Source organism: Rhodoferax fermentans (assembly GCF_002017865.1).
Classification (GTDB): Bacteria; Pseudomonadota; Gammaproteobacteria; order Burkholderiales; family Burkholderiaceae_C; genus Rhodoferax; species Rhodoferax fermentans.
In genome coordinates this window covers 2,177,928-2,199,350 of sequence record NZ_MTJN01000002.1, presented here as the reverse complement: position 1 = coordinate 2,199,350, position 21,423 = coordinate 2,177,928, and the positions used below count along the sequence as shown (strand labels likewise).

At 53.1% G+C, this 21,423-nt stretch carries 17 protein-coding genes; 9 read left to right on the top strand and 8 right to left on the bottom strand.

Annotation, left to right across the window (positions count from 1 at the left end):
• The first annotated feature begins 6 nt into the window (after positions 1 to 6).
• Positions 7 to 219, top strand: coding sequence for a hypothetical protein (locus RF819_RS21000; RefSeq protein WP_143541672.1), 213 nt, complete (start codon positions 7 to 9; stop codon positions 217 to 219).
• Here RF819_RS21000 and RF819_RS10410 read toward each other — a convergent pair.
• Positions 192 to 3,593: a hypothetical protein gene (locus tag RF819_RS10410; RefSeq protein ID WP_143541671.1), complete on the bottom strand. Its 3,402-nt coding sequence runs from the start codon at positions 3,591 to 3,593 to the stop codon at positions 192 to 194. The genes RF819_RS21000 and RF819_RS10410 overlap by 28 nt on opposite strands.
• 968 nt (positions 3,594 to 4,561) lie before the next feature.
• Here RF819_RS10410 and RF819_RS10400 point away from each other — a divergent pair.
• Positions 4,562 to 5,326, top strand: a complete 765-nt coding sequence (locus tag RF819_RS10400) for an HAD domain-containing protein (protein ID WP_242473051.1) — start codon at positions 4,562 to 4,564, stop codon at positions 5,324 to 5,326.
• The gene (locus tag RF819_RS10395; protein ID WP_143541670.1) at positions 5,323 to 5,823 is read left to right on the top strand and encodes a hypothetical protein; all 501 of its coding nucleotides are present in this window, start codon (positions 5,323 to 5,325) and stop codon (positions 5,821 to 5,823) included. Before RF819_RS10400 ends, RF819_RS10395 begins: the two co-directional genes overlap by 4 nt.
• A gap of 737 nt (positions 5,824 to 6,560) precedes the next feature.
• Here RF819_RS10395 and RF819_RS10390 read toward each other — a convergent pair.
• From RF819_RS10390 to RF819_RS10375, 4 genes are read right to left on the bottom strand one after another with little or no spacing between them, the layout of a single operon-like run.
• Positions 6,561 to 7,022 carry a ubiquitination-like system serine protease family protein gene (locus tag RF819_RS10390; protein WP_143541669.1) on the bottom strand — a complete coding sequence of 154 codons (462 nt, stop codon included), beginning with the start codon at positions 7,020 to 7,022 and terminating at the stop codon, positions 6,561 to 6,563.
• Positions 7,019 to 8,221: a ThiF family adenylyltransferase gene (locus RF819_RS10385; protein ID WP_078364919.1), complete on the bottom strand. Its 1,203-nt coding sequence runs from the start codon at positions 8,219 to 8,221 to the stop codon at positions 7,019 to 7,021. The genes RF819_RS10390 and RF819_RS10385 overlap by 4 nt, the downstream gene beginning before the upstream one ends.
• Positions 8,196 to 8,459 carry a multiubiquitin domain-containing protein gene (locus tag RF819_RS10380; protein ID WP_078364918.1) on the bottom strand — a complete coding sequence of 88 codons (264 nt, stop codon included), beginning with the start codon at positions 8,457 to 8,459 and terminating at the stop codon, positions 8,196 to 8,198. The genes RF819_RS10385 and RF819_RS10380 overlap by 26 nt, the downstream gene beginning before the upstream one ends.
• A 35-nt stretch (positions 8,460 to 8,494) precedes the next feature.
• Positions 8,495 to 8,719, bottom strand: coding sequence for a DUF2188 domain-containing protein (locus RF819_RS10375; protein WP_078364917.1), 225 nt, complete (start codon positions 8,717 to 8,719; stop codon positions 8,495 to 8,497).
• A gap of 128 nt (positions 8,720 to 8,847) precedes the next feature.
• Here RF819_RS10375 and RF819_RS10370 point away from each other — a divergent pair, with 128 nt between their 5' ends.
• Both RF819_RS10370 and RF819_RS10365 read left to right on the top strand, forming a co-directional pair.
• Positions 8,848 to 9,186, top strand: coding sequence for a helix-turn-helix domain-containing protein (locus tag RF819_RS10370; protein WP_078364916.1), 339 nt, complete (start codon positions 8,848 to 8,850; stop codon positions 9,184 to 9,186).
• Positions 9,173 to 9,964: an ImmA/IrrE family metallo-endopeptidase gene (locus RF819_RS10365; protein ID WP_078364915.1), complete on the top strand. Its 792-nt coding sequence runs from the start codon at positions 9,173 to 9,175 to the stop codon at positions 9,962 to 9,964. The genes RF819_RS10370 and RF819_RS10365 overlap by 14 nt, the downstream gene beginning before the upstream one ends.
• A 38-nt stretch (positions 9,965 to 10,002) precedes the next feature.
• On the opposite strand, the gene RF819_RS10360 is transcribed toward RF819_RS10365, so the two are convergent.
• The 3 genes from RF819_RS10360 to RF819_RS10350 are packed head-to-tail and all read right to left on the bottom strand — an operon-like array spanning position 10,003 to position 16,130.
• Positions 10,003 to 13,419, bottom strand: coding sequence for a DEAD/DEAH box helicase family protein (locus tag RF819_RS10360; protein ID WP_078364914.1), 3,417 nt, complete (start codon positions 13,417 to 13,419; stop codon positions 10,003 to 10,005).
• A complete protein-coding gene (locus RF819_RS10355; protein WP_078364913.1) occupies positions 13,420 to 14,583 on the bottom strand; it encodes a restriction endonuclease subunit S in 1,164 nt (387 codons plus the stop codon). It lies immediately after the preceding gene.
• Positions 14,580 to 16,130 (bottom strand): class I SAM-dependent DNA methyltransferase, encoded by a 1,551-nt coding sequence (locus RF819_RS10350; RefSeq protein ID WP_078364912.1) that lies wholly within the window; start codon positions 16,128 to 16,130, stop codon positions 14,580 to 14,582. The genes RF819_RS10355 and RF819_RS10350 overlap by 4 nt, the downstream gene beginning before the upstream one ends.
• Before the next feature lie 406 nt (positions 16,131 to 16,536).
• Here RF819_RS10350 and RF819_RS10345 point away from each other — a divergent pair, with 406 nt between their 5' ends.
• The 4 genes from RF819_RS10345 to RF819_RS10330 all read left to right on the top strand — a co-directional run bounded on the left by RF819_RS10345 (position 16,537) and on the right by RF819_RS10330 (position 21,346).
• Entirely contained in the window at positions 16,537 to 17,259 is a 723-nt protein-coding gene (locus RF819_RS10345; RefSeq protein ID WP_078364911.1) for a hypothetical protein, read from the top strand.
• 379 nt (positions 17,260 to 17,638) lie between these two features.
• The gene (locus RF819_RS10340) at positions 17,639 to 18,895 is read left to right on the top strand and encodes a hypothetical protein (RefSeq protein WP_078364910.1); all 1,257 of its coding nucleotides are present in this window, start codon (positions 17,639 to 17,641) and stop codon (positions 18,893 to 18,895) included.
• Positions 18,896 to 19,022: 127 nt separating this feature from the next.
• Complete coding sequence (locus RF819_RS10335) at positions 19,023 to 19,409, top strand: hypothetical protein (RefSeq protein WP_143541667.1); 387 nt, start codon at positions 19,023 to 19,025, stop codon at positions 19,407 to 19,409.
• Positions 19,397 to 21,346: an AAA family ATPase gene (locus RF819_RS10330; RefSeq protein ID WP_078364908.1), complete on the top strand. Its 1,950-nt coding sequence runs from the start codon at positions 19,397 to 19,399 to the stop codon at positions 21,344 to 21,346. The genes RF819_RS10335 and RF819_RS10330 overlap by 13 nt, the downstream gene beginning before the upstream one ends.
• Positions 21,347 to 21,423: the final 77 nt, after the last annotated feature.

Genomic DNA, 21,423 nt, shown 5'->3' with positions numbered 1-21,423 from the left:
GGAATCTTGCTGACGGTCGAAGGTGAGTACTTTGCGCTTGCCGCGAAGAGCTATTGCATGATGGCTTCTTTCTCTAAGCGCAGTTCTGCCATCGTTCTACCGAGATTGAGCCCCATCGCCGTGAATACACTTCACTTCATGAGCCGCAAAATTAAAAATACGCTTTATCCCCTCAGTGGCGTCATGGGTGTTTATGTCATTGCAGCAGCGGCCCGTTGAACAGGTTGGCCTATCTCCAATGCCAGAAAAACGACAACAACATTACGGGAGTCAATCTCGTAGTAAGCCTTAAAGCCCACAGGCATGGAATCATAGTCGTCCAATGGTTCGGTGCGAATATGGCTGAATCCTGTCGGGGGGCTGGCGCATGCAGTTCGCAGATGAGCAAGAATGTCCGCACAGTTCGACCGACGGGCATAGGTAATGTGAAAGAAGAATCGGCAGGTGTCATACCCCAGCAACTTCTTGAAGTGCGATGTGAGATTGCCAGTTGAGACCGCGTCAGCGATGAGTGCCTCAAGCACAGCAAGTGTTGCAGTGTCTTTACTAATGACGATGTCTCGCTCTCCAACACCGCCTTTTTTGGAAAATCCACCGCGAGACTGGTCTGCTACTGCCCATTGAGTTAGCGTCAAACGCGAGCGTAAGACTTGCAGCAAGACCCCGGAAATGTCGTCCTCACAATCTATGTCAAGCCGCCTCATCATTGGGGCTAAGGCAACGATGCTTGCGCATGCTGCGCGAACCGTCTCAAGCAGGTAGAGCTCAAGATCACCTCGTGAATGAAGTACTTGGGCTTGCTCAGCAGCACCCAATCTCAAGAAGGCCTCAAACGCGTGACGAATTCCTGGCACGGGATCAGCGTCCATCCACATGTTTGGCGCCGTTGCGTATGGCCGGTGTGTGTCAATATTTGCCCGTATAGCCGAGAGAAGGTCAGAGCGTCCAAATGCGCTCTCGGCTTGAGTGAGCACAACCAAGGCTTCTCTCTTGCGGTCAAGTCGTGCCATCGCAAGAGCTCGAAACCCCTCAATGCTTGCGTCATTATTCGCATCTGTCAGGTCCATCAAAACCTGAAGGCTTTCCAGGGGTTGGCCGACGGCCATCAGCAACATCGCGCGGTTGACGTCCAGGGCTTTGAGGTCTGCGGGAGAGTGCTGGATTAGGGGCCGAGTTTCTTGCTGAGCTTCGGCAAGGTAGCGCTTTGCTTGCGTAAGAGCATCTCCCGACAAGATTCCAAAGCTATTGCCGCTAAGTAAGCGGCTAACACGACAAGCAAAAAGATTTATGCGGTAAGACGTGACCCCACGGTTCCGTTGGGTCAATTCCAAGAACATAGCTTCGGCAGCCGCGGGATTTCCATCCGTCTTCTTTAGCTCTGCGATACCCCGATAGAACAGCAGCAAATCTTCACCCTCACGCCGTAGGGCTTCACCCAAATTCTCCGGCAAGCTGTACGAAGTGATGGCGGGCCAGTCCTGCCGCAGCATCAGCATCCGAAGGGTTGCTCGAATCGTTGCAATTTCTCGGCCCCGCACAGGCCCCCATGTTCTGGTTTCGCGCTCCGCTGCTATAAAAACCTCCGCAACTTCGGGCAGCTCTGCATTCAGAAGCGCATCAACTCGGGCTTGCAGTGCCGACCAATTCCACACCTCAGGCGCATTTTCAGGGTTCAAACTTTGCAGGCGCCTCTTGATCTGTTCGTGAACAGCTACCGGCGTATTTGCGATGATGCCAGCTAGAGCAATTGGCTCATCTATTTGGCAAAGCTCAGTCACGAGTCTTTGGAGTGAATTTCCCTGTAGTCGTCGAAGCGCCTTTGCCAAATCTAGTGCGATTGGCTCCTCCTCCCCCCAGTTGCATCCGAAGCCAGGTCCTGGAACAAATGCATCGACCCTGCCGCGCTGTGGTTGGTCCGTTGCTCCAGCGTGGACGGCACTCGATAGCGCATCAACGAGCTCATTCGGAACTTCGGTTGGCCACCCTGCCGTGGCTCGGGACAATAACCGAATATGTGCCCTGATGCGCCGGGCCAACAAGTTGCGTACTGAAGGCTGCTCATCTGGGGCTGTCGGTTCGGCCTGTAGCCAGGCCCGTACATCGATAGCCCCCAAGAAGCGGCTGCGAAGACGCTCCTCACATCTCAAAGCAAGGAAAACAAACGACTGGGCGGCTGGCAAGCCCAGTTGGGTAAGTCCGCCACGCTCGGTATGCAGAAGCAAATTATCTAGGTATAACGAAACAATCTCTGACGGGTCAATGCGGTCAACCCCCCCTCCGTCAGAAATAAAATCGAGTGCTGCACAAAACCCGGTCATTTTGTCAGTGCCGGACGAAGCCGATGCCACTAATGCGGCAAATACTGCGTCCTGGATGCTTGTGGCCGCTGATGCCAGCTCCTGCCGCAGCAATGGCAGCGTTGCGAAATGCCTAAAACGCTTACGAGGATTCGACGCCAGCTCGTAGATGTACCGATACAGCGCCGCCAACTCAGTAGCGGGCACTCGTTCTGCATCAAGATGTTCACCCAACAACGCAATAGCGTCTTCAAACGCAAGCATTGCTGTTGTGTCATTTGCCTGAGCTTGAAAATCCCGATTCCAGCCGCCTGTGTTGTACTCCCATCTTGCGATGAGGCTGCACGCCAATGGGCAGGTCGCCGGAACCATAAGCATGTCGGCAAGCAGCACAGGTGCTTGCCGAACTCTCAATACGAGCTGCTGAAGCAGGACTGGCCGCTTGACGACAAATTCCATCAACCTGGAAGCAAGATGCTTGGGGTCGAACGTGGCTTCCTGTATTTCATTTAGGAGCGCGTCTAGCAGACTCGAGCCTTTAGTCTCCAAGTATTCGTGGAAGGTTTGCTCCGCTAGTCCCCGTGACATCCAGTCTACGCGTTCAACCGTCGTCGCCGGTACCGGTGAAACGACGTTTTCCACATGCGCGGCTCGATGCGGATACAGCAAGGTTATCGGAGCTCTTGCTGCCTCTCTGAACTCAGCCCATCCGGGCGTGGTTGAGTCCGCCGCTAGTACAGCAAGGCCTGACTTCACGAATTCTTCAAAAGAGGCCGGCTCCAGATAACTGCTTATTGAAAATGATGGGCAATTCAGGAGCGTCCAACTATCTATCCAGCGACTCAGGCGCTGCTGGGCGTCATCTATGCCGGAGCAATTTGAAGCAACCACAGGCGCGTCCCATAGTCTTGCAGCAATCCAAGGGCGAGAGACACATGTAACCTCACTAGGCCGAAATTGTTCTGTGACGATACCGTTGGCGATGACCTGAAGGTCGCCTTCAGGGGAGAATCCTTCTCGCTGTTTAAATACATCCCGGTACAGCGCTTCAACCAACAACTTAAATGCCGTGCCAGCAGCCTGTGGCTGACGACGACAGGCAATCCTAAGTTCATCTGGCACCGAGAATCGTCCCCACGTCTGACGAATCCATCCTCGCGCAAGCAGTTCGTCGAACGACGGAGGTGGGAATAGTCCATCGAAGCTAGGACAATCTGGAATGACCTGAACAGAAACCGCTATTTGCCCGGAAGGTGCGCCGCGCTCATTTTCTTCAATCGCGGCAGACGTTGCCACTGGCTCCGGCGGGGGGGCGGTCCAGGTGAGCGCCTGTCTTTGAGCGGCTTCCTCATATAGGGCTCGCGCTCTCCCGATGTCGTCGCCGGGTAAAAACTCAAGGTTTAACAGGAGATCAACGAGTTCCTTGTCGGACACAGGAGGACGCACTGTCAAGTCCAAACCACCTCTTGGCATCGAGTGCGCTGGCAAAAATCGCGCTAGCCGCTCTCGCAGCATGCTGCGTGTTTCAGCCGGAACTTGATTGCTCTCGATTCGCCGCACCATTCTTCCTCCCTATATGACCTTCTTTTTGATTGTCCATGAAGAAAAATGAATGAGTGACATGTTGCCGCCATCGCCATCGTTGCCTCTCACGCTAGCATTGCCAGTCGGGGTCTTCACCCTTGAAGCATCCTGGTACTTGGTTGTTGCATTCGCGCTTTCTGCGTCTAAACCGCGAGACGCGTACGTCAGGACAAAGTTCGCCATAGACCGCACAGTGGGGGTGATATTAGGAGCCTTGGGTATCAAGTTGTTCCTTTCATCCAAGTAACCGCCGCGCTTTTGCGTGGGCTAACCCACGCCGACAGCCGCGCCTCCTGTCCAATGTTCGATAGCCGCTTCCTCAAAAACTGACTGACTGGAATTGGGCTGTGTCCTAAAACGGCACGTCCCCCTCGCAAGGGTTCGCCGGAATAACTGGCGTTGTGACGATGCGGTCTTGGCGCGATATCGTCGGTTGTCGCTCTTTTCATGCGTTGGGTGCTACCGCGACAAGGTGCTTGTCGTAAAGAGCTGTGCTTAGATGGCGTGGGTGTCGTGTTTTTCAATTTGAGGCTCGCATCTCTGAAAATACACCTCACTTTTTGAGCCGCAAAGCTAAAAATACGCCTCATCCCGACCCCCAACCAGCCCACATGCCTCGGCCACATCTGGCCGCACCGCACGTGACCGCCAGCGAACCAGACGCACACGATGCGTGAGACATGTTGGTGCCGATAGATGGACAGTTTGTCGGGAACCTGCAACAGGTGCCAAAAAAACTGTCGTTCTATGACACTTTATCTACCGAGCAAATCGTGAAGTGCCAAGTCGCGAATTTTTTCGTGTTGACCCCTGTTCAACGCAGCGATAGATTGGCCTTTATGGTCAATCAACAAACACTCTCCGACGCAGCCCTGGTGGTGCTTTACCTGGACATTGATGGCGTACTTCACCACGAACACGCCGTCTGGAACTCTCGTTGTGGAGTCCATATGTGCCCCAAACGGGCGCCTGGGAGGAGACTTTTTGAGTGGCTTCCGATTCTTGAAACTATCCTGCAGCCATTTCCGCTGGTCAAACTTGTGCTCTCCAGCAGTTGGTGTGTTTGGCCTGGTTACGGCAAAACCCTGAAACGGTTCCCACCGGCCCTGCGTGGGCGCTTTGTTGGGGGTACTTTCCACAAGCGAATTCACAGAGTCGATCCACCAGCGTTTACAAACTTTCAGGGTAAATCGAGAGCAGAACAAATCTTGATGGATGTCCAGCGGCGAAGACCAGCATTTTGGCTGGCCCTTGATGATGACGCAGACGGCTGGCCAGTCGAAGCGATAGACAACTTTGTGAAATGTGACGGCTCAACTGGCCTGTCGTCCCTTAGCGTGCAAGCCGAGCTGAAGTTCAAGCTTGAACGCTGTTATGTGTCGCAATCTTCATTTCGGTCTGATGAGTCGATCCGGCGCCAAACTGCAGCAAAGGAAAAGTCATGAGCACAAACTTACAAAGTATCAAAGGACGATATTTATATATGTTTAAGGCGAAAAATCTTGGCATCGGTATCCCCGCCGGATGGATGTCGGTCTTCGCACAGCTCTGCGAAAACATAGATGAAATTCTTGGGCCGGATAAGCGTGGTTTTCACTTTGTGCAATGCAAACAAAAGTTCGGATCAGCGCGCTGGTACTGCAAACTCAACAAAGTCAAACAGCGGACGCCTGTAGATATCCTAGACAGCAAAGGTGTTGTCATGTCATTGCGTGTCCCCGACAAGCACAAAACACCCGACATGCTGGGCGAAAAAATTGCAGCGCTTGTGCACGAGGCTGAAGCAAGAACTATGCAGTTGTGCATTGTCTGTGGCGAGCCATCTCGGCTGGATACGTTTGATGGTTACATGCTGCAGTTGTGTGCGGTTCACAAAAAAATGCGCCGCAAGGGCACATTGCCGAACTTTTGGGAAGAGGATGATGAATTTGACCCGCCCTGAAGGGGGAGCCCTTGGTCTTGGAACGTCAGTGATTGGCCAATTGTGAGAAGGAGCGTTCATGACACGACGCAGGAAGGAAAGGATTTCCCAACTGTTTTACAACCGTTTTTATGGAGCGGTTCTGTGGCGATCCGCTGAGGAGCAAGCGTGGCTTGATGCTGTTCCTGTTGGTCGAGAGTTCGGAAGTCCAGATTACGACAGGTTTGACCAACTAGATCGACATGCATTCGACGCCTTTAGGGGCGATATGAGCGATGCTATCTAATGGCTCGTCCAGCCAAATCCAGCCCTGGGTGGCATTTCCCCCGATGAATGTGCACGCAGTGATATCCAACTCCAAAAGGCGCTGGACCTACTGGCCAAACTCAAAAGCAAAACGTCGGTCTAGCCATGACAGTCACAGCCTGTGATTTGCGTTTGCCCGCAGATAGTCGTCAAACACCTGAATCCTAAGCAACAGAGGTGCCTTTGTGGCCGCTGGCTTGGCTTTGACAGGATGTGCCGAAAGAATTGGACAGGCGCAAAGTGGATGCCAAATCGCGTCTTTCCGCGATAACTTCCTAATGAGGGGCTATCAGTTATTCCCAGCGCACTGTCATATCTGAATCGGCGGTCACATTGCTTGGGCTCTCGTGGCCATTGTTCTGCTCCCTATGCTTCGTTTTAAAAGTGCTTTTCTCGCTGCGCTGCTTAGACAACCGGGCTGATGAATTTTCTTCGTCTACATCTCGGCAAACCTAACGGCCTGTGAGCCACTGAATCAACGTGTCAAGAGCCTTGGTAACCCAGGATGGTTTATTACTTGTCGTTGAGTTCGCTGCCGTCGTTTGAGCAACGCTGTCTTTCAGCCGGTTTATCTGGCCAACGTACCGTGTCTTGTCTGCTTTGTCTTTGGCCTGTACCAGCGCAATTTGCTTGGCAGGCATACCGCCGGCCCATTGAATTGCATTCCTGCGAATCCAGTAGTGGGAACGACAGGCGTAGTTCCAATTTCCGATGGAAGGGTGCAAGCTGACTAAGCCCCGCTCCTTGCGAAGCTGCCATTCAACAGGCGACAGCGGGGTTACAACTTCTTCGCCACATCCGCATGCACACTTATGCGATGCAGTCTTGTAGCGCTCACTGATGTAAAGAACGCCTTCCTCCAGGTTGTCCGGAATAAATTCACTGAACTGCGGTCGAATTTGGTGAATCTTCATGGTTCTGGTGGTGAAACTAAGACATCACGCGTCAATGACATTGAGTTGACCGAAAAGGTCATATTGTGTGGGTTGAAATCGTCCGCGTAAAACCCAAATAGTTGCTTCCACTTCATCACGGCCAGTTGAGCATTTAAGGCATTCATATCGGCGACCTGAATGTTCTGCCGATAGAGAACGTCCTGTTCCACTTCATCCATGGGGACATATTGCGCGAAGTGGTCTTTTTGTGTCGGGGTATTTAGAGTAGTGCGGCATGTGCCGATGAGCTTTCGGCTATCGGGAACGAGTTGAATATTCATCCCCACATCCACGAACGGTACCGAGAGAGACTGAATATGTTGACTCAACATTGAGCGGGTTCCACCGTTGTCCACGCATACAAAGATGAAATCAAATCCTGTCAATTCGCCCAAGTTCAGTTCCGTCAGGTAGTACGGATGACTCACGATACCGCGATGCATGGCATCATAAATTCGCTGGAAATAATCGGATTTAGGAATCAGTTTGGCAAGGTCCTCCAGCTTCGCTGCGCCTGGTGACCTGAAAGCGTTGTGCTGCAGAAATTTGTCGCCATCGAACAGGTGAATCTCTGACACCGGTGTTTTGGCTACCTGGTCAAGCACGTATGAACCTGTACCACCCAGGCCGATGATTGCAACCCGACCAATGCCAAGGCGAGATGAAGTCATCATGATTTCCGCACGTGCTGATGCCGTGTCGGCATACCGAAAAACGGATGTACCTTCCACGGGCTCAATCACGCGCCCAGTCCGGGCATCCGCATTGGGGTCGATGGCCTTTGCCTGGTCTTGAAGGATGGTGATGTAGTGGACCATTTTCGAATAGTGGTCTGAGAAATTCGAAAACCCTTCAGGCTTATTTGAGAAGCGGTGCTGGATGGTGCACCCCCGAAACAATTCTTGACGGTTGTTTTCGTTCTCGATGTGTGCAATGCGTGCACCACTCGCAAAGCAAGGGTATTGGCCGGTCCACCAAACTTGATGGTTGTCCGGCGGCAGGAGTGTTCCTGCGCTTTCAATAAAGGTGCATACCAAGGTGCCGCGTCGCAACTCTCTGTCGCTTGTGACATAAGGGACCGAGTGCACGAGCAAGTGCTGCTGGCGGACTTCGACCTCAAAACCCTCGTCAAGAAGGTTCTGAAGGCCGAAATTAAGACCGGTTGGTTTTGACGACATTGAAGCTCATCCCGTCTTTGACATGAGTGTCTTGGCCTGGGGCCAATGTCCCGTCTTTGCCATGCGGATTGGCATAGGCGACCGTGTACAGGATGTCAAACGGGCCTTCAGGGAAGGCCAGGCGAACAACTTGTTCGTACGAAATGGTCTTTTCGGTGACGGTGCGCTGTTTGCCATTGACGACGATGTCGTAGCTTTTATTGTGGCCGGGGGCCTCAGCAGAGTTTTCATTGGACATGGTTTGTTCCAGAGTTGTGGTTTTGAGAACGGTGACTAACCTTTGGGCGGAAACGGGTCGTGCCCATGACTGTCTTTGTCACGGATGCGGCCATCAGGGCGGTGAATGATCAATTCCGATTCCTGATTCTTCGCAATGCCTCGGGCAACTTCCGTGGCTTTTGCCTGCGTAGGTTGGATGGATGTCGCTTTGCTATTGCCCTCACCCTTGACGGCCCATCCGCCTTTGTGTGGAACAACATGTTGGTTTTTGCCGGTCATACAAATCCTTTCGTTGGTTTACGATTCGTAATATATATAGAACGAACGTAACTGTCAAGTGTTGTTGTATTCGGCGTTAGATATATACTTTTAGGTTGGGCAAAGTCCCCAATTTTTGGAGAAATGACATGTCCCTAGGAGCTAAGCTGACCGAACTCCGGTTACGCAAGGGGAAGTCGCTACAGCAAGTAGCTGACGCAGTAGAAGTTTCCAAGACCCACATATGGGGACTGGAAAAAGGAACAACTCAGAATCCGTCGTTAGACCTGTTGAAGAATTTGGCAGAGTATTTCAATGTGGCCGTTGAGTACCTGGCTGGCACGGGGGACGCTGAGTCACTCGTTGATGCAGATGCGCAACAATTTTTCCGGGACTTCAAGACGCTTTCAGCGTCAGAGCAAACGGTTTTGATGCAAACTCTCGAAATATTCAAAAAGAAGAAGACCCAGGGAGATGCTGAAACTTGAGCTTATCGAGCTTGCGGACTTAGTTCATCCGGAGCAGTTAGTTGATGCCATCATTCAACAGAATCCGGGCATTGAGCTTCCAATTCCCATTGAAGAGCTTGCGCGACTGGCAGGAATTACCAAAATTGAACCTCTAGAAAGTGTGGGCTTTGAGGGCACGCTAATTGCGAATGCAGAGAAATCTGCAGGAGCAATTTTTTATAGCAGCCGGAGTCCACGCCCTAGGCAGCGCTTCACCATTGGTCATGAACTCGGGCATTTTTTGCTTCCCTGGCATCGGCAAACAACCTTTAATTGCACGGCTGAAGACATAGGCTCTAGGGCAAATAAAGACTGGGAAATTCAGGCCAATCAGTTTGCGGCTGAGCTTTTAATACCGCAAAAGCTATTGAAACCGCGACTTCACAAGTTTCAAGACCCGGAGTTAGACCATGTGCTAACGCTGGCTGAAGAATTTGGGACAAGCGTGACCATGACCGCGCACCGTCTGGCAGAACAAAGCGACTACCCCTGCGCCTTCGTGTTTTCAAAGGACAACCAGGTCAGGTATTCAGTGAAAAGTGCCCATTTCGCAGAGCAACTGTGTGTATGGAAAGGAAATAGCCTTCCCGCTGGTAGTCCTAGCAGACAGCAGACTTCATCCCACGACGAATGGCATGAACTTGATTCAACCTGGTGGCTAAAAGAGCGTCGTGGGGGCGAGTTTCCTGAGATGGTCTACGAGCAAACCTTGTGTCAAGAAGATGGTTACAAGATTACCTTGCTTGCATACGAGTGAGTCATAGTCACCCTCACGTCATTCAGCATCTTTGCGCCTCAAGCCACTGCCCGCTCGCGAATCTCCTCCAGCACCCGGACCATTTCTGTCACTTTGGCAGGCAGGAACAACGCTTCTGGCCCCTGCTGGCTGATGTCGGTGAACGGTGACTCATACAGCCTCTCTGCATCCATCACGCCGTTTTCCGTCAGGTACTGAACAATCAGGTCGATGAACTCAATCTGGCTGGCAGTGGCGGTGGTGCCGACCACAAACTGGCTGAACGCCTGCGTTGCCGTTTCACGGTCCAGGCCTACCAATGACCGGATGAAGATGCCTAGTCCATGGCTTTGTTCTGCGGCCTGGGCAATGACCTCTGTCGTGCCACCAGCATCGACCAGCATCCGCTCCAGCTCGTCTAGGTCGGATGGCGTCAGTGGTTGGTTGCGCCGCAGGCGTTGCAGTGACACATGGCTTTCATGGGCTTTGAGGAACTGGCGGGCCTTGTCCTTGAACTTGGCCAGATTCATGCCGGTGCTCACGCCTGGCAGGTTGATGACAGTGCCAACGCCCAACTCATCCTCGAAGTCGGTGTAGACAACCTTCTTTTTGCCTTTTTCAATCAGCTTGACCAGGGCGCGCAACTTCTTGCGCGCGGCCTCCAGCATGGCAATGGTGACGTCTTCCCACCATTCATCGCCGGCAATGGCCTGAATCAGCACCATGTGTGCCTTGATGGCGGGGATGGCTTCTTGCGCTTCCAGGGCACTGGCAATGGCCTGGGTGCGTTCGCGCAGGCTGGCAAAGTCCGGCAGGGCCTGCAGAATGGACAACTGGATGCGCAGCATCAGCAGGTCAAAGCGCTTGGCGTCTTCGTCGTTGTCCAGCAAGGCCGTCGGTAGTTCTGCCAATTGCTGACTCAGTTCGTGGTGCGCATCGGCATCCAGCGATTTCCAGGATTCCAGCTGGGCAAAGCGCTCCACCGACTTTCGCCGGGGCCGCACCACAAAGTTGTCCAGGTTCATGGCTGCCACTTGCTGCTGCAGAAAGCCCGCCAGTTCACCGCGCAACCGCCCATCGGTGAGGTTGTCACCGAAGGCGGCTGGCTCTTGGGCCACCTGGGGGTCCGCAGCCATGCGGCTGTCCAGTGCCCCAATCATCTGCAACCGCGCCCGAAACAGCCGGGCGCCCAGTGGTGCCGATGCCCTGGCATCGTCTGGCGGCAGTTCCTGGTTGAAGTACTCGAGGTTCTGGCAATAGTCAAAGACCCGAGAGAATTGCTTGTGCTTACCAGGGCCATACAGGTCAGGGCACAACCTGGTGCCCCGGCCAATCATCTGCCAGAACTTGGTCTTGGAACGAATCACCTTGAAGAACACCAGATTGACCACCTCCGGCACATCAATGCCGGTGTCGAGCATGTCGACCGAGATGGCGATGTGCGGCATGCTCTCTTTGGCAGAAAAGGCATCAATCAGGGTCTGGGCGTACTCTGTCTTGTAAGTCACAACCCGGGCGAAAGCACCCTTGTAATGCGGATAGTTGTCATTGAAGCACTTGGCAATGAAGTCGGCATGGGCGTTATTTTTGGCAAAGATAATGGTTTTACCCAGGCGGTCACCGCCGGCGACCTTCTCGCCCTGGGTCATCAGGTTTTCCAGCACTTTGTCGACGGTATCGGTGTTGAATAACCATTGGTTCAGCGCTGCCGAGTCCACGGCATCGGGCACGTTGCCGTCTTCATCCCACTCCAAGGCGTCCCACTGCTCCTTCTCTTCATCGGACAGGTCCTCATACCTGATGCCTTCGCGCTGGAACTTCAGCGGCACCGAAATGGCTTTGGGGGGCACAAGGTAGCCTTCGGCCACGGCTTCATCCAGACCGTAGACATCGGTGGGGACGCCACTTTCCAGGTCAAACAGGCTGTAGGTGTTGTGGTCTATCTCGTCCTTGGGGGTGGCGGTCAGGCCCACCAGCATGGCATCGAAGTAATCGAAGATGGCACGGTACTTTTGGTACACCGAGCGGTGGGCTTCGTCGATGATGATGAGGTCAAAGTGACCCACGCCAAAACGGCGCTGGCCGTCAGCGGCGTCGTCAATCAGGCCCATCATGGTTGGGTAGGTCGAGACAAACACCCGGCCGTCAGTGGCTTTCTCGGTGACCAGGTTAACCGGAGATGAATCGGGCAGGTGCGCCTTGAAGGCGTTGACCGCCTGCTTGACCAAGGCCACGCGGTCGGCTAGGAACAGGATGCGTTTGGCCCAATTGCAGCGGGTCAGCACGTCCGCCAGCGCCACCACCACACGCGTCTTGCCGCCACCGGTGGCCATCACCAGCAGGGCCTTGCGCTGGTTGTCCAGCTCAAAGGTCTCACCAATGCGGCGCACCGCCCGGTGCTGGTAATAGCGGTTGATGATGTCGTCGTTGATGACGGCATCAGCCAACTTCTTGCGACTGCTGCGGCGCTGAATCAGCAGGTCGAGTTCTTCCTTCTTGAAGAAGCCCTGCACCGACCGGGGTGGGTAGCTGGCATCGTCCCACATCCAGTGCTCATAGCCATTGGAATAGAAGATGATGGGGCGCTGACCATACTGGGCTTGTAGGCAGTCGGCATACAGCTTGGCCTGTTGCTGGCCCACGGTCGCGTCCTTGCGGGTGCGCTTGGCTTCCAACAGGGCCAAGGGCAAACCGTTGTCACCCCAGAGCACGTAGTCGACAAAGCCCTTGCCTTGGTTGTTGGGCATGCCGCTGACTTCGACTTCCAGGTTCTTGGCCGTCAGCTGCCAACCGGCTTCCTTGAGCAGCAGGTCGATGAATTTGTCACGGGTTTCGGCTTCGCAGTAGTCGTGGGTGTCGGGCTGGGCGGTGTTGGCCTTCTTGGCGGCCGCCACTTCTTCGCGCAGCTTCTTGAGTTCGTCGTCCAGCGCGGCATTGGTGGACAACAGGGCTGAGAGCTTTTCGTCGCTGACTTTGAGCTGAGTCTCCAGTTTCTGGAGCTGGTCTGTGGACTGGACTGGGGTGGCAGGCGCCGCTGATGGTGCCGGTGGCAGGGGAACCAATGCCAGGTCAAAACGCAGGTCCGGCGCCGGGCGAACTCGCTGGCCGTAGGTCCGAGCCAGCCAATAGCAGACATGGAACAGCTCGCGGGTGGCGGTGAGGGCATCGGTGCTCTGGACGATGCGGGTGCTGTGCACCGCCATGTTGCCCAGGTCTTTGATAAGCTTGGCTTTGGTGAAGACCGCGTCGCCGGCGGTGGCTCGAAAGCTGGGCTCGTGAATCAGGGCACTCAAGTGGTCCTGATACGGCAGACGCAGGGATTTGTCGTGTTTGTAGAGCCAGTTGACCGCCAGTTCCAACGTGCGGCGCGCGTAGAAGCAGGAGGTGCGGGCATCGGTATTCGCCATCCCTTCAGCCTTGATAGCCGCGCCGTAAAGGAAGGACCATTCAGACTTGAGGAAGGCGAAATTGCTCATTTACAAATCGCCTTGGAAGGCGCGGTGTTGGAGGGACGCGAAGAGGGTGTCGAGTTCGGCCAATGCAGTGCGATGGGTGATTTTTAGGGCTTCGACGGACTGAACGCGTAAAGCGAAGGTTCGTTGAAGTGTCAGCGGCGGGACGTTTACCTGGAAACTTTTCACGTCTTGTTGATTGATACTTGACTGGTTGACCGCATTTTTTGAACAGGACTTGATTTGGTTTTTGATGAACTTCGTCTGCAAAAACTGAACAACATAGCCCGGTTCGACCAAGTCCCGCCTTACCGAAAATCTCATCATGTTTGATTCAAAAACAGTATGCTCACTGAGCCTCGGTATCAATGCACTCTTACCAAGATACTCAATGCTATTGACGCGATTGATGACAATGTCGTTGATGCGTAAACCGTAGAGTTTTAGTTCTGAGGCAGATAAGCGAACACGCTTTAAAGAGTGCAATTTCGTCACCACACCATCATAAAAAGCGTCAATGCGCAAAATTGGCGTACCAGTTCCATAGTCTGTGGATGGTTTGTAAAGGCCGTTCTGAGGCCCGTTTTCGTCCATCAACTCATTAAGAGTCAATCTTGGCCATGCCTTGGGATTTGCAGCAGGGTCCCCAAACATCTCAATGAAAATCGACTGTGTGAGGCTGTCCAGTTGCGCCAAGGCTTCCCGGCGCTTGGCTCTGAGCGCATCGGCTTGGTCCAAGATGGCGGCGATGCGGCGTTGTTCGGGGAGGGGTAACAAGGTGACCGAAAGTGAAAAAATCATCTCTCTGGTGATGACACCTTGCGCAGCACCCTGGGACCCCTCACGTAGCTGCATCACTTTGGTTTTCAGAAAGTGAAACAAAAACCGTGCGTCAAGTTTCTGTGGATTCGAGCGAACGGCTGCTACCGAGCGACCAATTGCGCAATCGAATGCACCTTCATTAACTTTGCCTGCGGTAGCACCCACCACACAAACTAGCACGTCGCCAGCTTTGGACAACTTCAATGGCTTTGTCGTCCATTCTCGGACCACTGGATGGCGCTCTTGAAATTCCCCGGCCTTAACGAAGATGGTTCCGGTGCCGTCTTTGTTGCAAGCATCGCCAGGGGGCGCTTGCCCCATCACCACGTCAACAAGTCCACCCAGTTCAACGGCTGGGTACTTCATCCCAGCATCCCCTCAAGCTCTATCATTCCCGCCTGAATCTCAGCTTCGAGCTCCGCCAGCCTGGCCAGAATCTCCCTCGGCGGCAGATGCTCACTGACCTCATACACCACTTCCTTGTAGCGGTTGATGGACAGGTCATAGTCATTGCCCACGATGTCACCCTTGGGCACGCAAAAGCTCTGGTCGGTGCGGTCACGGTCAAGCTCGGTGCCATCCCGCTCAGCCCAGCGCTGCAGCACGTCCGGCAGGTTGTTCTTGGCGTGCTCCGCTTCCGATAGCTGACTGCGCCCGTTGTGAAAGGGCTGAAGGCCCAATTTATCATCAGACAGCAGTGGCTGGCGTTTGTCGTCCAGGCTCATGCCATCGGCCTTCATGTCGTAGAACCAGACGTTGTCGGTACCGCCCGAGTTGGTCTTGGTGAACAACAGAATCGCCGTTGAGACGCCAGCATAGGGTTTGAACACACCCGAGGGCAGAGAGATGACGGCATCGAGCTTCTGCTCTTCCACCAACTTGCGCCGCAGTTCCTTGTGCGCCTTGCTGGAGCCAAACAGCACGCCATCAGGCACGATGACCGCCGCGCGGCCACCGGGCTTGAGCAGGCGCAGGAACAAGGCCAAGAACAGCAGTTCGGTTTTCTTGGTCTTGATGATGGCCAACAGGTCTTTGGCGGTGCCTTCATAGTCCAAAGACCCGGCAAAGGGTGGATTGGCCAGAATCAGCGAATACTTCTCTTCATCACCCGCATGGTCCTGCGCCAGGGAGTCCTGGTAGCGGATGTCCGGGTTGTCCACCCCGTGCAGAGCCATGTTCATGCTGCCAATGCGCAGCATGGTGTTGTCAAAGTCGTAACCGTGGAACATGCCGTGGTGGAAATGTTCGCGGGATGCGGCATCACGCAGGATTTCAGGGTGCTTGGCACGCAGGTATTCACCGGCAGCCACCAGGAAACCACAGGTGCCGCTGGCCGGGTCACAAATCACATCTTTGGCGGTGGGGGCTGTCATTTCCACCATCAGCCGGATGATGTGGCGAGGGGTTCGGAACTGGCCGTTTTGGCCAGCGCTGGCAATCTTGCCCAGCATGTACTCGTACAGGTCACCCTTGGTGTCACGGTCTTCCATCGGAACGTGGTCCAGCAGGTCCACCACCTTGGCCAGCAGCGCCGGGGTCGGGATGGTGAAGCGGGCGTCTTTCATGTGATGCGCATAGGTGGAGCCATCACCCCCCATGCTGCGCAGGAACGGAAACACGTGCTCACCAACAACGGTGTACATCTCAGCCGGGGCGAAGTTCTTGAAGCGGGACCAGCGCAGGTCGTTGTATGACCGCCCTTTGGCATCCGCCCCTTCAGGAAAGTTGCGGCGCTCCATGGGCTTGCCCAGTCGCACGGACTTGTTTTCTTCCAGGGTGTGCAGGTCGTCCAGACGGCGCAGAAACAGCAGGTAAGTAATTTGCTCCATCACCTCCAGTGGGTTGGAGATGCCGCCAGTCCAGAACGAGTTCCAGATGGCGTCGATTTGGCTGCGAAGTTCGCCTGTGAGCATGTATTCAGTCCCTGACAATTGTTGAACGCAATGGTAACAAGCCAAGTTCAACGCTGGACTGATAAGCGCTAGTCAAGTAACGCGAATTCTGGGGGAGGGAAAAGAAATAAGGCCAAGCTGATTTGGCTTCAAATTGAACCTACTAGTTCATCGACCTCCCGCTTGGGTCGCAACTATTCAACAATGGTGCAGGTTGCTGCCGCAGAATGTCAATAAAGCGAACAGTGTGTCGGCGCCGATTGAATACTGAGCCACCGGGGGTGCGGTCATACCCTTTCGGCCAGAAGCAGTTATTCGGGCACGTAAGTCCAGTAAACCAATCAATGGGGCAAATTTCTCCTCCTCGGTGAACCTCGGACGGCGCCATGCACAACTCCAAACCATGCACAAACTTATCACAGATTTCATGTCTACCTTTTACGGTTACGGAAACCTCCAAGCTCCCTACTGGTTCATCGGCATGGAGGAAGGTTGTGGGCCGAGTTGGGAGAATGACGTTATCCCCCGCTTTAAGATTTGGGAATCCCGAGGCCGCAAAATGATTGATGACGCGCGGGAGTACCACTTTGACCTTGGCATCCGAGAATTCTGGGAGGCACCGACAGGGCGACAGGTCAAAGTACAGCGCACCTGGCGTCGGCTGCTGGAGACGTTACTTTGTGCCAAAGGACAAGAGGTCTCTGAAGAAAACGTAAGACAGCTTCAAGCCAACGCGTTCGCGATGGAGGGGAGTGATACCTGCCTGCTTGAGCTACTCCCCCTGCCTTCGTCCTCTATCAAGAGTTTCGACTACGTGCGTCTGGAAAACCAAGACCACGCCTACTTCGCCAGTCGGTCGAAGTATCGTAGGTACGTGCTTGCTAACCGTATCCCCAAAATCCGGGAGCTCGTGCTGACCCACAGGCCTCGTCATGTCGTTTTATATGGCACTACCTACCGTAAATACTGGGGCCAACTCGTAAACAGTGCGACGTGGCCAGAAAAAGGTGCGTTAATTCCCAACTATCAGGTGGGTGAGTCGAGCATCTGGCTGGTTCCCCACCCTTGCGCCCGTGTATCCCAAAGCGTGTTTATCGAGTTAGGGAAGAAACTGCGAGACATTGACCAAGAACAGATTGGAGCGGAGTGACGGTTCGTGGCCAGAAGACCGCTGTTGGCGGCCAGTCCTGCCTGACTTAAATACGACTCGGCATCGCCAATTGCTGACTTGCTCAATGACCACGCGTCCCTGTGTTGGCCGCAGAAAAACTGAAGCTGCAAATCATACGGGTTCGAATAGCGTTCACCAACCTCGGCTTGTATGACGGGCGCATCAATGGTGTGTTGGGTGGCACAAAAGTTGTGCGGCCTGATTCCAATGGCAGCTAAACTGACGTACTCGGTAAACAGCTGAAATGTCGGATGAATAGATACCTGCGCATCCTTCGCTCGCTGCTTAAAGGGCGATAGTTGCAGTCATTACATTTACGCCAACAACATGCACATCTAATGCAGCTAAGGAGCGGGAGATGACGGTGGACAGTGGCGCCGATGCCCCGTGTGTCATCAGCCGGGAGGCTGGCGACAAGACGAAGGGTTTCAGATTTCAAAAGTTAAGAGCAGCCATTCGCTTCCTTCAGCGTATAGATTCCAATCGAGAAGGGTTGGTGCACTGCGCGATGGAACTGCTAGAGGACTCCGTTCTCATCGACGGTAGTTGCGGCGCCGCGATTAGCGGTGAGGAAAACAAGTATTACGGCTCAAGCTTGAGTTTCAATTCGTCCGCGATTAAGAACACTGTCGTCGCATTTCTTGACCTGTATTTCACTTTCGGCCGAACAAGTGATCTAAAGCTCGGGGTATATGCGTCCGCGACGGTCGCGCAAGAACGAATTTCCGCAGAATTACGCAAAGAACTTGGGATAAATTCTGAGCAATCCCTCTACAGGATTCTCGATAAACTGGCTAAAAACCAGAGCCTTACTACCGATGAACTCGCTATCACCCGATTCTTGGTAACTGAAGAGTACGTCGAGCAGTACAGCAAGAAAAAGAGCGGTGGCTTTCAGTCAATGTTGAAAGCCCTGACGGCGAAGGATTTTCGTACATTTCTCGAAGGGATAGATTGGTCCATAACGGATGAAACGAATGAGACCCTAGAGCAGTCAGCTCTTGACGCCATCAGGAGTTCCCGCTTATTTACTCACCGGCATGCGAACCTTGAAACCTATTTGCTATCTACCCTTCTGGACGAATTAGAAAAGAGGTCCGCAAAACCCGTGCCATCGGATCGCCTCCTGAATACTGATACGCTCAAAAATATCTTCAATGAAATCCTTCTTGGTTCCAACGCAGAGTTTCGCGTAGAGGACCCTGCGGTAGAGCATTGGGACGCTCTTACAGCCAATGATTTCAGAAATCTTGAAGAGAAGATACTTTCTGTCTGCCCCAACTTTAGTTCGTCAAAACTGAAAGTGCTGGCCCGTGTCTGCGCTCTTGCAAGGAATGTCGAGCAAGAAGGTCAGCGAGAAATGAAAGGTATGCTACGCCGCATACTTGATGTCTGTGAGACGGAACTCTTGGGAATGCCGTCGGTCCAGGCAATGACCGAGCAGGAAGTCCTAGATGCAATTGACCACTTGTCGAAGGTGGCCGAGCAACACGTTTTGACCCTGCGAGCGACATATAGGTACAAGCAAAGGGACCATCATTCAATTAAGGGAGCAGTTCTTACACTGTTCGATGACTGCTTCCTGGCTCTTGATGAGGCGCCCAATGGAAAGTAGGAACAAGCGTCCCCTGTATTTCATCTCAGGGGAAGACTTCTATTTCATCGCGTACTCTATCCTTCTGACGTTGGAGTTGCTCGGTGGTTCGCCTAGGCGAATAAAGGACCACCGCAAATTCGCATACTTGATTCAGTTTCTGAACGATGCTCGATTAATCGATATCTTGGACAGAACACAGGCCCAGCGTCGTGCAAATCCAGTGGATCGTGAACTGCTGTTTTCAAGTTATACGACCGCGGAGCTCCACAAAAGAGAAGTATTTAAGGTTCTTTTCTCATTGAGGCGAAGGGGTTTCGTGTCAATCGAACGCACCGACACTGCGGAAGTTTTGGACATCACCCTTCTTGCGGCTGCTTTGCCAGAAGGTTTTTTCAAATCCGATCACTTTGACGAAGAGCGCCTCAACGCCGCTAATCTAAAACGTATCATCTCACGCATATCGACATTAAACTTTGATACGTTGCTGGAGCGTTTATATATGGATCGGGGAGTGCGCGTATGGGCAGCTTAGCCATAAGAAAAGTAGCCTACTTTGGCGATCAGTATTTTTTTGAGTCTCCCACATTTGATGATGGGCTGTCCATTATTGAAGGCCCAAACGGAACGGGCAAATCTACGTTTTTCAACTTGATCTACTATGGCTTGGGCGGTAAGGTTGACGAATTCGATTCAAACTCTCTCGAGACGCATAAAGAGATAATCGGCGACTCGAATAATATGGTGCGTCTCGTCATCCAAATAGGTGGCGAGTTGTTCACATTGAACAGACGTCTGCGCGAAAACAGTATTACAGTGGTGAAAGCATCCACAGCCATAGATGACGTAACCACGACTGTTGACTCTATTACACTTCCCATTCAAAGACGTGAAGATACTAAGACGTTTTCGGACTGGCTGCTTGAGCGCTTAAATATTCCTGTCGTAGATATATTTCAAGGAGGGAAGCAGTTTAAGTTGAATTTCTCGGATTTGGCAAGGCTGATTTATCACAATCAGAGCCCTGATCCAAACGGAATTTACAAGCCAGCCGAGGTTTCTAATTTCATTTCCGACTCGCTCGAAATACGGAAGGCTATCTTTCAAATATTGATCGGGAAGACGCTTCTTGATTTGTACGATGCCATTGGCAAACAGAAATTGGCTGAACGGGATACAGCTACGGCGAAAGCTGTTCATCAGGAGTACGAAAACATTGTTGAACAGCTGTTGAAGGCGAGCGGCATTACCGATGTCGCTAACACGAAAGCGCTTGCTGAACGAATAGAAGGGCTAGAGGCGCAAATTGAGAAGCTTCTTGCTACCCGTCGAGGCTTCTCCCGAGGTGAGTTGGGTTCTGCTGAAGCGCAGAAATCGCTCGATGCTGAACTAGCCAATGTCCGTGCGTTTGAAGTTCGAAGGCGCGAGTTGGACGAAGAAAGAGAAAAGTTAGTTCAGGAGGCTGGTCGACTGATTGACGTTGAGCGTTCCCTTCAGGCCGACATTGAACGCATTAACAAGGTGATTTACGCGCACGGGCAACTGAACCTATTTTCGAGCGACACTTGCCCCTATTGCCTTAATGACGTCGCTCGGACGCCGGGACATTGCATCTGCGGAAACAAGGTCGAAGAACTGGATTTTCAACGGTTTTTCTATAGTCCTGCAGAGTATCTAGATATCCTTAAGAGCAAATCGAAAACCCTTGAGACGTTGCGGCTTGCCATCGCCGGCGTACGGGAGGACTCAGTTCGCTGGAGTTCGGAGCGCGCGGTAGTGCAGGAGCGACTTCAGCTCCATCGCGTCCGCCTCCAAGAAGCAAACGCGTCTCCTGCAAGCGTTGAGCAGGCGATGGAAGAGCTCGACACGAAGCTCTTAGAAACCCGAGATCGACTCGCAAAGGCGACAGAGGCTTTTCGCCTAGAAACTAGGCTTGATGAGCTTCTGAAGCGATACAAGAGCAAAAAAACTGCATTTGATTTGGCTAAGGCTGAGGTTATTCGGCTCGATGGCGAATCGAAAACCGAGCTTCACAAGCAAGTTGAAGCATTTAATCGGGTCTATAACGAGTCAATGACGTCAGTCGTGGCCGAGTGCAGGAATGCCAGCATCGACTCGCAAACGTACCTACCGCTAATCAATAACGGTGAATATAGAGAACATAGTGCGAAGGTGCCGAAGCGCTTTTTGTACTACCTTGCGCTAATGCAATTGAGCCTGCTATCTGATGTACCGTTTCCCCGATTGCTGTTGGTGGACACGCCGGAGACCGCGGGGATCGACTTTGAGAGACTTATTAAGATGCTGAAGCAGATTCAGTTGCTTGAAAACCCGAATGCACGGCACTTTCAGATATTATTTTCCACTGGCGTGAAGAAGTATCCAGCTGAGTTTGAGGGAAACGTCGTGATGAAACTGACAGAATCTGCCCGATTGCTCACGAAGCGGGAAAAGACGGAAACTGAAGCATAAAGAGACACTGGAACCGGATTGCGCTCGGCGCTGTTGTCGGCTGGTCGAATGACTGCTTTTCAAATTCCCTGACTTTG

Bases quoted from the DNA above. Each gene is read 5' to 3' on its own strand.
- RF819_RS10345 (WP_078364911.1), top strand. From the start codon at position 16,537: ATGTCTACCTTTTACGGTTACGGAAACCTCCAAGCTCCCTACTGGTTC.
- RF819_RS10330 (WP_078364908.1), top strand. From the start codon at position 19,397: ATGGGCAGCTTAGCCATAAGAAAAGTAGCCTACTTTGGCGATCAGTAT.
- RF819_RS10380 (WP_078364918.1), bottom strand. From the start codon at position 8,459: ATGTCCAATGAAAACTCTGCTGAGGCCCCCGGCCACAATAAAAGCTAC.
- RF819_RS10360 (WP_078364914.1), bottom strand. From the start codon at position 13,419: ATGAGCAATTTCGCCTTCCTCAAGTCTGAATGGTCCTTCCTTTACGGC.
- RF819_RS10350 (WP_078364912.1), bottom strand. From the start codon at position 16,130: ATGCTCACAGGCGAACTTCGCAGCCAAATCGACGCCATCTGGAACTCG.
- RF819_RS10390 (WP_143541669.1), bottom strand. From the start codon at position 7,022: ATGAAGATTCACCAAATTCGACCGCAGTTCAGTGAATTTATTCCGGAC.
- RF819_RS10385 (WP_078364919.1), bottom strand. From the start codon at position 8,221: ATGTCGTCAAAACCAACCGGTCTTAATTTCGGCCTTCAGAACCTTCTT.
- RF819_RS10365 (WP_078364915.1), top strand. From the start codon at position 9,173: ATGCTGAAACTTGAGCTTATCGAGCTTGCGGACTTAGTTCATCCGGAG.
- RF819_RS10370 (WP_078364916.1), top strand. From the start codon at position 8,848: ATGTCCCTAGGAGCTAAGCTGACCGAACTCCGGTTACGCAAGGGGAAG.
- RF819_RS10400 (WP_242473051.1), top strand. From the start codon at position 4,562: ATGTTGGTGCCGATAGATGGACAGTTTGTCGGGAACCTGCAACAGGTG.
- RF819_RS10395 (WP_143541670.1), top strand. From the start codon at position 5,323: ATGAGCACAAACTTACAAAGTATCAAAGGACGATATTTATATATGTTT.
- RF819_RS10340 (WP_078364910.1), top strand. From the start codon at position 17,639: ATGACGGTGGACAGTGGCGCCGATGCCCCGTGTGTCATCAGCCGGGAG.
- RF819_RS10375 (WP_078364917.1), bottom strand. From the start codon at position 8,719: ATGACCGGCAAAAACCAACATGTTGTTCCACACAAAGGCGGATGGGCC.
- RF819_RS10355 (WP_078364913.1), bottom strand. From the start codon at position 14,583: ATGAAGTACCCAGCCGTTGAACTGGGTGGACTTGTTGACGTGGTGATG.